This is a genomic window from Streptomyces sp. NBC_01235, from assembly GCF_035989285.1.
GTDB lineage: Bacteria > Actinomycetota > Actinomycetes > Streptomycetales > Streptomycetaceae > Streptomyces.
On the sequence record NZ_CP108513.1, the window covers coordinates 9,182,003 to 9,194,270 of the forward strand.

Consider the following 12,268-nt stretch of genomic DNA (forward strand, 5'->3'; position numbering starts at 1 on the left):
ACAAGGAGGCTGCCCATGTCCGCGTCCCTCTCCCGTCCCCCGCGCGTCGGCGTCTGGCTGATCGGGGCTCGCGGCTCCGTGGCCACCACCGTGGTCGCCGGATGCGCCGCCGTCACGGCCGGCCTGCACCCGCCGACGGGCCTGGTCACCGAGTCGCCCGCCTTCGCCGACAGCTGCCTGCCGGCCCTGTCATGCCTCGTCTTCGGCGGACACGACACATCCGACTGCCCCCTGCCCAAACGCGCCGAGCAACTTGCGGCCGGAGGAGTCCTCCCGGCCGGCCTGCCCGCGGCGGTCGCCGCCGAACTCGCCGCCGCCGACCGGGAGATCAGACCCGGAGGCCCGGTCCGGGGGGACAACCGCGACGAGGAGCAGCTGATCGCCTCGTTCACCGCCGACCTGCGGGACTTCGTGCGCCGGTGCGGTCTTGCGCGCGCGGTCGTGGTGAACGTGGCCTCCACCGAGCCCGCGGCGAACGGATCGACGCTTCCGCCGAGTTCGCTGTACGCGGCGGCCGCCCTGCGCGCGGGCTGCCCGTACGTGAACTTCACGCCGTCCACGGGGCTGCACCACCCGGCGCTGGCGCCGGTGGCGGAGTCGAGCGGACTGCCGTACGCCGGACGCGACGGCAAGACCGGCCAGACGCTCCTGCGTTCCGCCCTGGGCCCGATGTTCGCCCAGCGGGCGCTCACCGTCCGGGCCTGGTCCGGAACCAATCTCCTGGGCGGCGGCGACGGGGCCGCCCTGGCCGACCCGGCGGCCGCCGAGGCGAAGAACGCGGGCAAGGGGCGCGTCCTCGCCGACACTCTCGGTGCGACCCCCGAGGGGCAGGTACACATTGACGACGTTCCCGTCCTGGGGGACTGGAAGACCGCCTGGGACCACGTCGCCTTCGACGGGTTCCTCGGCACCCGCATGATCCTCCAGACCATCTGGCAGGGCTGTGACTCCGCGCTGGCCGCACCCCTCGTCCTCGACCTGGCCCGCCTCGCCGCCCGCGCCCACGAAGCCGGCCTGTCAGGTCCGCTCACCGAACTCGCCTTCTTCTTCAAGGACCCCGTGGGCGACGCGCCGTCGGCCTTGGCGGAGCAGCACGCGGAGATGCAGATGTTCGCCCGACGGCTGAAGGGCGGGCCGGGTGTGCGGGGCGAGCGGGGCACACGCGACGAGGGCAAGACACCCGAGGCACGACACGAGTCCGAGCCGGGCTCCGGCGAGGAGACACGGTGAGCGGGGGCGGGGCGGTGCGCGCAGTGGCCGGGCGGACGACCACGGAGGCCGACAGGTCGTCGGACGGCCAGTCGGCTGCGCAGACAGATACGGCGGAGACCGACAGGGGGGAGACGATCCGCGCCCGCGCGCGTGCCTGGGCCGAACCACTATGTCTGCCCTCACTGTTCACGGCAGCCTTGACCCCGATGGTCCGGATGCCGGCGAGGCAGGTGAGCGTCACGTGAACCGCGGACACGTCGACCGCGGACACGACGACCGCGGACATGAGAACCGCGGGAACGCTTCGCAAGAGAGCGCCCCGCACGAAAACGCACCGCACCCGGCCGCCCGGCGCACAAACCCCCTGTCTCCCGTTCCAGACCCCGGCCCGGTCCCGTCCCCGTCCCCGCCCTCGCCCCCGCCCCCGCTCCGCTTCGGCTACGGCACCAACGGCCTCGCCGATCTCCGCCTCGACGACGCCCTCGCCCTCCTCGCCGATCTCGGCTACGACGGCGTCGGACTGACGCTCGACCACATGCACCTCGATCCGCTCGCCCCGCACCTCGCCGCCCGCACCCGACGCGTCGCACACCGCCTGGACACGCTGGGGCTCGAGGTCACTGTGGAGACCGGCGCCCGCTACGTCCTCGACCCTCGCCGCAAGCACGGCCCCTCCCTTCTGGACCCGGAGCCGGAGGACCGCGTCCGCCGGGTCGACCTGCTGCTGCGCGCCGTCCAGGTCGCCGGCGACCTCGGTGCGCACGCCGTCCACTGCTTCAGCGGGACCGTCCCGCCGGGCACGGCACCGGATGCGGCATGGCAGCGCCTCGCCGAGACCCTTGCCCCCGTCCTGGACACCGCTGCAACCGCCGGCATCCCCCTCGCGATCGAACCCGAACCCGGTCACCTCCTCGCGACCCTCGCCGACTTCCACCGGCTCCGCCGCGCCCTCGGGGACCCGGTGTCCCTCGGCCTCACCCTCGACATCGGCCACTGCCAGTGCCTCGAACCACTCCCTCCCGCCGACTGTGTACGTGCAGCCGCTCCCTGGCTGCGGCACGTCCAGATCGAGGACATGCGCCGCGATGTCCACGAACACCTCCCTTTCGGAGACGGCGAGATCGACTTCCCGCCCGTCCTCGCCGCCCTGGCAGCGACCGGCTACCGCGGGCTGACGGTGGTCGAACTGCCCCGTCACTCCCATGCCGGCCCCCACTACGCCGAGCTCTCCCTCCCGTTTCTCCACCGCGCGCAGGCAGCCGCCCAAGGCACCCAGTGCGCGGACCCGCGGCCGCCTACCTCCCTCGCCCCGACCGTCCGCCCTGCCCACCGGCAACGGCCTCCCTCCCGCGCCCCACTCCCCAGGCGGCAGTCCCCGGCAGCGAACCCGCCCCTCGCACCATCCGGCGAGCCCTCCGCCACCCCACAAGGGAGCACCTCATGACCCCGCCCCAGGCAGACCCGGCACCCCCGGAAGCGGGACCCACGGGCACCACCCTCGCCCGCACCCCCCTCGACGCCCTGCACAGCCACCTCGACACTCACCTCCACGGAACCGCCCGCACCTGGTTCCACCAGGCTCTTGACGAGGCCGCCGCCCACCCCGGGACCCACGGGCCCATTTCCGTCTGGGAGTTGCGTCTCGCCGAGGCCGGGCGCCGCTGTGGCAGCCGGTACGCCGACGCCGCCCGCGTGCTGATCCTCCACGCCGCTCGCGCCGACACGGACTCCCTGGCCCGCGTCTATTTCCAGGGCACCGCCGACGAGCGTCGCGCGGTCCTGCACGCACTGCCCCACCTCGTGCCCGGCCCCGACGCCCTCCCGCTCGTCGAGGACGCCCTGCGCACCCATGACACGAGGCTCCTCGCCGCCGCCGTCGGCCCCTACGCGGCCTCCCATCTCGGCGCCCACGCCTGGCGCCACGCCGTCCTGAAGTGCCTGTTCGTCGGAGTGTCCGTCGACGTGGTGGCGGGGCTCGCACCGCGCGCCCGCGCCGACGCCGAACTCGCCCGCATGCTCGCCGACTACGCCGCCGAACGCACCGCGGCGGGCCGCCCCGTACCCCCGGATCTGCACCGCATCCTGACCCTGACCGACCTGGGCACGCCCACAGCACCCTCCCTGTCCGCACCTCCGCCGCAGACCACACCTGCATCGCAGACCACGGACCCGCACACCCCGGACCGGCGCAGCACAGGCCCGCACACCCCGGACCGGCGCAGCACAGGCCCGCACACCCCGGACCGGCACGGCCCAGCCCTACACCGCACGGACCTCCACGGCACGGACAGCCCGCACCGTCCGGCCCACCCCCATGGCAAGGAGTCCTGATGCGCATCTTCGACCCCCACATCCATATGACGTCGCGTACCACCGACGACTACGAGGCGATGCACGCGGCCGGCGTCCGCGCCGTGGTCGAGCCGTCCTTCTGGCTGGGGCAGGCCCGTACCTCACCCGCCTCCTTCCTCGACTACTTCGACTCTCTTCTCGGCTGGGAGCCCTTCCGGGCCGCGCAGCACCGCATCGCCCACCACTGCGCGCTCGCCCTCAACCCCAAGGAGGCCAACGACCCGCGCTGCGCCGCCGTCCTTGACGAGCTGCCGCGGTATCTCGTCAAGGACCGCGTCGTGGCCGTCGGCGAGATCGGCTACGACTCGATGACCCCCGCCGAGGACACCGCGCTGGCCGCCCAACTCCAGCTGGCCGCCGACCACGCCCTGCCCGCCCTCGTGCACACCCCGCACCGCGACAAGCTCGCCGGACTGCGCCGCACCCTCGACGTAGTCCGTGAATCCGCTCTGTCCCCGGACCGGGTCCTGCTCGACCACCTCAACGAGACCACCGTGAAGGAGGCGAAGGACGCCGGCTGCTGGCTCGGCTTCTCCGTCTATCCCGACACCAAGATGGACGAGACCCGCATGATCGAGATCCTCCGCGTGTTCGGTCCGGAGAGGGTCCTCGTCAACTCCGCCGCGGACTGGGGCAGGAGCGACCCCCTCAAGACCCGCAGGGTCGCCGACCTGATGCTCGTGGAGGGCTTCGGCGAGGACGACGTCGATCTCGTCCTGTGGCGCAATCCCGTGTCCTTCTACGGCCTCAGCGACCGCCTCACCCTGGACGTGACCTCCCCCGATCCCACGCACGAGGGCAACTCCATCCAGCGCGGCGGGGAGTGACCGATGCGTTTCCGCCACCCCGACGGCACCACCGTCCACCTCGCCTACTGCACCAACGTCCACCCTGCCGAGACGCTCGACGGTGTGCTCGCGCAGCTCCGGGACCACTGCGAACCCGTCCGCCGCCGCCTCGGCCGCGACCGGCTCGGCGTGGGCCTGTGGCTCGCCAAGGACGCCGCCCGTGCCCTTGACTCCGATCCGTCGGCCCTGCGAGGCCTGCGCACCGCACTCGACCGGCGCGGCCTCGAGGTCGTCACCCTCAACGGCTTCCCCTATGAGGGCTTCGGCGCCGAAGAGGTCAAGTACCGGGTATACAAGCCCGATTGGTCCGACCGTGAACGCCTCGACCACACCACGGCACTGGCCCGTGTTCTCGCCGGGCTGCTCCCCGACGACGTCACCGAGGGCACCATCTCCACCCTCCCCCTCGGCTGGCGCACCGTCTGGAACGCCGAACGCGCCGAGGTGGCCCGATCCGCCCTGCGCACCCTCGCCGACCGCCTGGACGCGCTGGCGGACCTCACCGGCCGCTCCGTCCGCGTCGGCCTCGAACCGGAACCCGGTTGCATCGTCGAGACCACCACCGACGCCCTCGCCCCGCTCAAGGCCGTCGGCCATCCCCGTATCGGCGTCTGTGTCGACACCTGCCATCTCGCCACCTCCTTCGAAGACCCGCGCACCGCCCTGGACACGCTCGCCGCAGCCGGCGTCCCCGTCGTCAAATCCCAACTGTCAGCCGCCCTGCACGCCGAACACCCCCGTCTGCCCGCCGTTCGCGAAGCCCTCGCCGCGTTCGACGAACCCCGCTTCCTGCACCAGACCCGCTCCTCGCCCTCTCACATCCGAGCGGGAGGTACCCCCATCGCTGCCGGTCCGCACGGCACCGACGACCTTGGCGAAGCCCTCGCCGACACCGCCCTGCCCGACAGCGGACCCTGGCGCGCCCACTTCCACGTCCCGCTGCACGCGGCCCCCGCCGCGCCCCTCACCTCCACGCTGCCCGTACTCAAAGCCGCGCTGACCCGGCTGGTCGGCGGCCCGCACCCGCTCACCCGCCATCTCGAGGTCGAGACCTACACCTGGCAGGCCCTCCCACTCGAGCTGCGGCCCCGTGCCCGAGCCCAGCTCGCCGACGGCATCGCCGCCGAACTCGCTCTGGCCCGCGACCTCTTGACAGACCTCGGTCTCAAGGAGCTCCCGTGAGCAACGGTCCCGTCCCTCTTCTCGTCCTCGACGTCGTCGGTCTCACCCCCCGTCTTCTCGACCACATGTCCCACCTCAAGGCCCTCGCCCACGCCGGTTCGCGTGCGCCGCTCGGGACCGTCCTGCCGGCTGTCACCTGCGCCGCGCAGTCCACGTTCCTCACCGGCACGCTCCCGGCCGAGCACGGAATCGTCGGCAACGGCTGGTACTTCCGCGAGCTCGGTGACGTCCTGTTGTGGCGGCAGCACAACGGTCTCGTCGCCGGAGACAAGTTGTGGGACGCCGCCCGCCGGGCCCACCCCGGCTACACCGTCGCCAACATCTGCTGGTGGTACGCCATGGGCGCCGACACCGACTTCACCGTCACCCCCCGTCCGATCTACTACTCCGACGGCCGCAAGGAGCCCGACTGCTACACCCGGCCCCCGGCCCTGCACGACGAACTCACCGAGAAGCTCGGCGCCTTCCCCCTCTTCCATTTCTGGGGACCGGGCGCGGACCTGGTCTCCAGCCGCTGGATCATCGACGCGACCCGCCACATCCTGCGCACCCGCCGACCCGACCTCGCCCTGTGCTACCTCCCTCATCTCGACTACGACCTCCAGCGTTTCGGCCCCGACGACCAGCGCTCCCTGCGGGCGGCCGCCGACCTGGACGCGGCCATGGCCCCGCTCCTGGCCGAAGCCCGTGCGCAGGGCCGTACCGTCGTCGCCCTGTCCGAGTACGGCATCACCCGGGTGAGCCGCCCCGTCGACATCAACCGCGCCCTGCGCCGCGCAGGACTGCTCGAGGTGCATACCCAGGACGGCATGGAGTACCTCGACCCGATGGCGTCCCGGGCCTTCGCGGTCGCGGACCACCAACTCGCCCACGTCTATGTACGCCGCCCCGAGGACCTGGAGGCCATCCGGGCCGCGCTCACCGAACTGCCCGGCATCGAGCGACTGCTCGACGACGAGGGCAAGAAGGCGCACCACCTCGACCATCCGCGCTCCGGCGAACTCGTCGCCGTGGCGGAGCCGGACGCCTGGTTCACGTACTACTACTGGCTCGACGACGCCCGCGCGCCCGACTACGCGCGACTCGTCGAGATCCACCGCAAACCCGGCTACGACCCGGCCGAGCTCTTCATGGATCCGCACGACCCGTATGTGAAGGTCAAGGCGGCCACCGCCCTGGCCCGCAAGAAGCTCGGCATGCGCTACCGCATGGCGGTCGTGCCCCTCGATCCGTCACCTATTCGAGGCAGCCACGGCCGCCTTCCGACGAGCGACGCCGACGGTCCGCTCCTCATCTGCTCCACCCCCCGTTCGCTCGGCGACCGCGTCGCGGCCACCGACGTGAAAGCACTGCTGCTCCAACTGGCCGGTCTGAACTGACTGGTTGCCGACTGGTCACAAGTGAAGCACTCACCACTGACAACGCCCTCCGATCCCGAGGAGTTCCAGACATGAGCCGCATCTCCGGCATCGACCCCGAACTCACCCACCGCCTCACCAGACGAGGCATGCTCGGCGTCGCCGCGGGAGCCACCGCGGCCGCACTGCTCGGCGCCGCCGCGACCCCCGCCACGGCAGCACCCGTCACCGCCACCGAAGTCTCCGCCGGCCGCGGCCGACCCGTCCTGCCCCCCGGCCGGCTCGGCATCCAGCTCTACAGCCTGCGGGACAAGGTCTCCACGCTGGGCTTCGCCGCCGTCTTCGCCGAGTTGGAGAAGTACGGGTACGACGAGGTCGAGTTCGCCGGCTACACCCAGGGCTCCGCAGGCCCCATCACCCTCGCCCAGCTCAGGCGGCTGGCCCGCAACCACGGCCTGACGCCGATCGGGAGCCACGTCGGCTACTACTCCAGCGACCCGAACGCCTACACCTTTGCCCAGAACCTCACCAAGGTCCTTGACGACGCCCAGGCCCTCGGCCTCAAGCACATCGGCACCGCCTCGGGCCCCTTCCGCTACGGCTCCACCGTCGACGCGTGGAAGCGCGCGGCCGAGGAGTTCAACACGTACGGAGCGGCGGCGAGGGCGCGCGGCATGAAGTTCTACCAGCACAACCACTCCGACGAGTTCGGCTTCGCCACCGACAACCCCAAGGTCCGCCTCTACGACGTGCTGCTCGCCGAGACCGACCCCGACCTGGTGTTCCTGGAGATGGACATCTTCTGGGCGTACGCCGGCCAGTTCCGCTTCTCGAACAGGCCCGACGGCACGCCCGCGCCCTTCGAGCCGCTGGACTACGTACTGCGGCAGCCGCACCGCTACCCGCTCTTCCACGTGAAGGACGGCGTCAGCGATCCCTCGAACGAGTTCGGGTACCGGATGGTCGACGTCGGTGACGGCGACATCGACTACCAGCGGTTCATCTCGGCCGTCACCCGGCTGCGTGGCGAGCGCCTGGCCCACCACTGGCAGGCCGAACACGACAACCCCGTCGAGTCGTTCGCCTTCGCCCAGAAGTCGAGCGCGCACCTGCACTCGCTGCGCGAGAAGTGCTGAGCACCGGGCGCCCGTCGCGCTGAGTACGCGCACGCGCGCGTGGAGGCCCGCCCCCTGCCTGCCGGGGCGGGCCTCCACGCGCGCGTGCCTCATCACGCCGTGGGCCGGGGCTGAGCAGCCGAGACGAGCTCCCGGCTCCCGCCGGCTGCCGCAGCAGCAGGGCGACGCAGGTCGCGTAGAGCAGACCGGCCCCGATCCCTCCCACCACTCCGAACCCCAGGATCGCTGCCAGGACGTCGTCCAGATGCGACAGGGTGAGGAAGCGACCAGGCACATGCCGGAGCCGACGTACACGGCCCCACAGGCCGTCAGGAGCCCTTCTCGTACGCGTATCCGAAGTGGCTGATCGCCATCATGGCGATCCAGGGCAGTGGATCACGAGGTTGCGGGAGTGGCCGAGGATGTCCCGGTCGGTCTCGCCGATGCGGTAGACGCGGTCGCGGGAGTCGGTCACCTCGCCGTGTGGACGCTGTGCGGCGTCGGTCGACGGACTGTTCGTTGCGAGGGGAGCCGTCATGTCAGGCCATTTCCTCACCGAGCGGGTGCGGGTTGGGGACGATCCGACGACTGGTCTTGGGCCTGCCGGGCGCCTTCAGGAAGAGCGCCAGCACCGCTGACGCCACGCCGATCGAGCCCGCCAGGACGAACGCGCCCTCGTAGTCCCACGCACCGACCACGATCGAGCCGACTCCGGAGCCCACGAGGCCCGAGACGAGCTTGGAGCTGTAGACCATGCCGTAGTTGCTGGCGTTGTTGTTCTCGCCGAAGTAGTCCGCCGTCATCGCGGCGAACAACGGGAAGATCGCGCCGCCGCCGAAGCCGGAGACCATGGAGCAGAACAGGAAGAACGGCATGCTGCCCATCTGGCCGGAGACCAGCACACCGAACTGGGCCGAACCGAGCACGAGACAGACGATGATCAGGGTGTGGCGGCGTCCGCAACGGTCGGAGATCCAGCCGATGATGCCACGCCCGGTGCCGTTGACGATCGCCTTCAGGGACATCGCCGTGGCCACGATCCCGCCTGCGAAGCCCATGTCCTTGCCGAACGGCACCTGGAAGGCGATGCCGAAGATGTTGATCCCGGCCGTGCACAGCAGACAGAACCACATCATCCACAGGACGGGGGTGCGTGCGGCCTCCTTCGGGGTGTACTGCTTCACCGCCGGCGGGTTCTTCTCCAGCGCCCGACGGATCTTCGGGTCGTCGGTGAGCCTGAGCGGGTCGACCTGCGCCGGCCACCAGTTCTTCGGCGGGTCCCGGAAGAACCATCCCGCGAACGCCACGACGGCACAGCAGATGACGCCCACCATCACCAGCACGCCTTTGTAGTTGCCCAGGTCCATGTACGACGTGAACAGGAACACGAAGGGCACCGAGCCGTAGGCGAAACCGCCGTTGACCATGCCGGTCTTGCCGCCCTTGCGCTCCGGATACCACTTGCCGACCATGTTCACGCAGGTCGCGTAGACGAGGCCGGCGCCGACGCCGCTGCACACGCCGAAGCCGAGATAGGCGACGGTGACGTCCGGCGCGTACGCGAGTGACAGATAGCCGAGGACCGTGCCCAGCGCGCCCAGCATCATCGCGTACCGCGCGGGCAGTTTGCCGCTCTCCCGCAGTTGCCCGGCCGGGAAGGCCACGGCCGCCTGGAAGAACACCCAGACGCCCATCAGCCAGAAGATGTGCCCACTGCTCCACAGGTGGGCCTCGTGCAGTGTGTCCTCGGCCGACGTGAACGCGTACTCCGAGGAGCTGATGCCCAGCATGCCCATCCAGGGGAAGAGCACCATGGTCCAGCGTGGCCGCCCCATGATGTCCCGGTCGCTCTCGCCGATCCGGTACACGCGGCCGTTGCGGTCCGTCACCTCCCGGTAGGGGAGGGACATCGAGTAGTCGGTGGTTGTCATGTCGCTCAGCACCCCTTGCGTCGAAAGCTCTGGCCAGCGCCCCCTGTCCAATGCCTTTCGTGTGCGCACGGGTCCCGGGGCCGGCCGACGCGCACCGTCGGTCGGCCCCGTGCCTGGGTCATCTCATGAACCGCCCCCCAACAGGCCCGCCGCGCGCGCCCACCTGTACTTGGCGCCGAGCACCGCCACCGGCTTCTCGGTCGTGTACGGGTAGGCCACGACGCCCCGTTCGTAGAGGTACTGGCAGGCCTCCTCGACCTCCACGTCACCCGCCAGCGAAGCCACGACGGGCTTCTCCATGCCGCGTTCGCGGAACTCGGCCACCACGCGCGCGGTGAGCTCCGCGAAGACCATCGGGGGAGTGACGATGGTGTGCCAGTAGCCGAGCACCAGCGCGTGGATGCGCGGATCCTCCAGCCCCAGCCGGATCGTCGCCTCGTACGTCGACGGCGGCTCGCCCCCGGTGATGTCGACCGGGTTGCCCGCGGCCCCGAAGGGCGGGATGAACTCCCGGAACGCCGCGTCCAGGTCCGGCGGGATGTCCATCAGGGTGAGGCCGTTGTCGGTCACCGCGTCCGACAGCAGCACCCCGCTTCCGCCCGCGCCCGTGATGATCACGATGTTGTCCCCCTGCGGGGTGGGCAGCACCGGCAACGCGCGCGCGTACTCCAGCATGTCGTTCAGCCCGGGCGCCCTGATGACGCCCGCCTGGCGCAGGATGTCGTCATAGACGGCGTCGTCGCCCGCCAGCGCCCCGGTGTGCGAGCCGGCCGCCTTCGCGCCCGCCGCCGTACGGCCCGCCTTCAGGACGACGACCGGCTTCTTCGGCACGGTCGCCCGCGCCGCCTCGACGAAGGCGCGGCCGTCCTTGAGGTCCTCCAGGTGCATCGCGATGCAGTCGGTGTGCGGGTCCTCGCCGAACCAGGTCAGCAGGTCGTCCTCGTCCAGGTCCGATTTGTTGCCGAGCCCCACGATCGCCGACACGCCCGTTTTCGTGGTGCGCGCGAAGCCCAGGATGGCCATCCCGATGCCACCGGACTGCGAGGTCAGCGCGACCCCGCCCCTGACGTCGTACGGGGTGCAGAACGTGGCGCACAGGTCCTGCCAGGTCGAGTAGTAGCCGTAGATGTTCGGCCCGAGCAGGCGGACGCCGTACCGCTCGGCGATCGCCACGATCTCGTCCTGGAGCGCGTGTTCCCCGGTCTCCGCGAAACCGGAGGGGATCAGGACGGCGTTGGGGATGTTCTTGCGTCCCACCTCCTCCAGGGCCGCGGCCACGAACTTGGCGGGTATCGCGAAGACCGCCACATCCACCTCACCGGGAACGTCGGTGACACTCTTGTACGCCTTGCGGCCCAAGATGTCATCGGCCCTGGGGTTCACCGGATGGATGTCCCCGGCGAAACCGCCGTCGACGAGGTTGCGCATCACCGAGTTGCCGATCTTGCCCTGCTCGTTGGACGCACCGATCACGGCCACGGAACGCGGCTCCATCAGACGGCGCATCGAGGTGAGGATCTCCGCGCGCGTGTAGCGACGCCGCTCCTTGACAGGCGCGTCGGACAGGATCACGCGGATGTCCGCGGCGACCGCGCCCTGCGGCGTGGCGATCACCGGGTTGAGGTCCACCTCGGCGATCTCGGGGAACTCCGCGACCAGTTGGGACACCCGGCGGATCTGCTCGGCGACCGCCCACCGGTCCACGCCGGCCTGGCCGCGCACCCCGCGCAGGATCTCCGCCGACCGGATCGAGTCCAGCATGGACAGCGCCTCGTCGGCGTCCACCGGAGCCAGCCGGAAGGTGACGTCTTTCAGTACCTCGACGAGCACCCCGCCGAGCCCGAACGCCACGACCTTCCCGAACGTCGGATCGGTGACCGCCCCGACGATGACCTCCTGGCCCTGCGGCAGCAGCTCCTGAATCTGCACGCCCGCGATACGGGCCCCGGCGTTGTACGCGCGCGCGTTCTCGACGATCCGGTGGAAAGCCGCCCGTACGTCCGCCGCGCCCTCCACCCCGACGACCACTCCGCCGGCGTCGGTCTTGTGCAGGATGTCCGGTGAGACGATCTTCATCACGACGGGGCCGCCGAAGCGCGCCGCGTACGCGACGGCCTCCTCGACGTCGGTCGCCAGCTCCTCGCCCGGTACGGCGATCCCGTACGCGTCGGCGATCACCTTGCCCTCGGGCGCGGTGAGCGCGCTCCGCCCCTCGGCACGCACCGCGTCGAGCAGCGAACGCACCCTGAGCACCCGGTCCTCGGCCATCA

At 71.0% G+C, this 12,268-nt stretch carries 8 protein-coding genes and 2 pseudogenes; 7 read left to right on the top strand and 3 right to left on the bottom strand.

Going from position 1 to position 12,268, the window contains the following annotated elements; translation table 11 throughout:
* Positions 1-15: 15 nt before the first annotated feature.
* From OG289_RS41235 to OG289_RS41265, 7 genes and pseudogenes are all read left to right on the top strand, one after another.
* Positions 16-1,230: an inositol-3-phosphate synthase gene (locus OG289_RS41235; RefSeq protein ID WP_327319114.1), complete on the top strand. Its 1,215-nt coding sequence runs from the start codon at positions 16-18 to the stop codon at positions 1,228-1,230.
* Positions 1,231-1,576: 346 nt separating this feature from the next.
* Positions 1,577-2,656 carry a sugar phosphate isomerase/epimerase family protein gene (locus OG289_RS41240; protein WP_327320958.1) on the top strand — a complete coding sequence of 360 codons (1,080 nt, stop codon included), beginning with the start codon at positions 1,577-1,579 and terminating at the stop codon, positions 2,654-2,656.
* A pseudogene (locus OG289_RS41245) lies at positions 2,653-3,348 on the top strand (EboA domain-containing protein); the annotation flags it as partial. The gene OG289_RS41240 and the pseudogene OG289_RS41245, both read left to right, overlap by 4 nt.
* Before the next feature lie 194 nt (positions 3,349-3,542).
* Positions 3,543-4,391: a TatD family hydrolase gene (locus tag OG289_RS41250; protein ID WP_327319116.1), complete on the top strand. Its 849-nt coding sequence runs from the start codon at positions 3,543-3,545 to the stop codon at positions 4,389-4,391.
* Between the two features lie 3 nt (positions 4,392-4,394).
* Complete coding sequence (gene eboE / locus OG289_RS41255) at positions 4,395-5,594, top strand: metabolite traffic protein EboE (protein WP_327319117.1); 1,200 nt, start codon at positions 4,395-4,397, stop codon at positions 5,592-5,594.
* Entirely contained in the window at positions 5,591-6,973 is a 1,383-nt protein-coding gene (locus tag OG289_RS41260; protein WP_327319118.1) for a nucleotide pyrophosphatase/phosphodiesterase family protein, read from the top strand. Before eboE ends, OG289_RS41260 begins: the two co-directional genes overlap by 4 nt.
* A 71-nt stretch (positions 6,974-7,044) precedes the next feature.
* The gene (locus tag OG289_RS41265) at positions 7,045-8,088 is read left to right on the top strand and encodes a sugar phosphate isomerase/epimerase family protein (RefSeq protein ID WP_327319119.1); all 1,044 of its coding nucleotides are present in this window, start codon (positions 7,045-7,047) and stop codon (positions 8,086-8,088) included.
* A 154-nt stretch (positions 8,089-8,242) separates the two neighbouring features.
* On the opposite strand, the pseudogene OG289_RS41270 reads toward OG289_RS41265, so the two are convergent.
* The 3 genes and pseudogenes from OG289_RS41270 to OG289_RS41280 all read right to left on the bottom strand — a co-directional run.
* A pseudogene (locus OG289_RS41270) lies at positions 8,243-8,605 on the bottom strand (MFS transporter); the annotation flags it as partial.
* A 1-nt stretch (position 8,606) separates the two neighbouring features.
* Positions 8,607-9,998, bottom strand: coding sequence for an OFA family MFS transporter (locus OG289_RS41275; protein ID WP_327319120.1), 1,392 nt, complete (start codon positions 9,996-9,998; stop codon positions 8,607-8,609).
* A 123-nt stretch (positions 9,999-10,121) separates the two neighbouring features.
* Positions 10,122-12,266, bottom strand: a complete 2,145-nt coding sequence (locus OG289_RS41280; RefSeq protein ID WP_327320959.1) for an acetate--CoA ligase family protein — start codon at positions 12,264-12,266, stop codon at positions 10,122-10,124.
* Positions 12,267-12,268 lie beyond the last annotated feature (2 nt).

Coding starts and splice junctions, on each gene's coding strand:
- OG289_RS41235 (WP_327319114.1), top strand. CDS start 16: ATGTCCGCGTCCCTCTCCCGTCCCCCGCGCGTCGGCGTCTGGCTGATC.
- OG289_RS41250 (WP_327319116.1), top strand. CDS start 3,543: ATGCGCATCTTCGACCCCCACATCCATATGACGTCGCGTACCACCGAC.
- eboE (WP_327319117.1), top strand. CDS start 4,395: ATGCGTTTCCGCCACCCCGACGGCACCACCGTCCACCTCGCCTACTGC.
- OG289_RS41265 (WP_327319119.1), top strand. CDS start 7,045: ATGAGCCGCATCTCCGGCATCGACCCCGAACTCACCCACCGCCTCACC.
- OG289_RS41275 (WP_327319120.1), bottom strand. CDS start 9,998: ATGACAACCACCGACTACTCGATGTCCCTCCCCTACCGGGAGGTGACG.
- OG289_RS41280 (WP_327320959.1), bottom strand. CDS start 12,266: ATGGCCGAGGACCGGGTGCTCAGGGTGCGTTCGCTGCTCGACGCGGTG.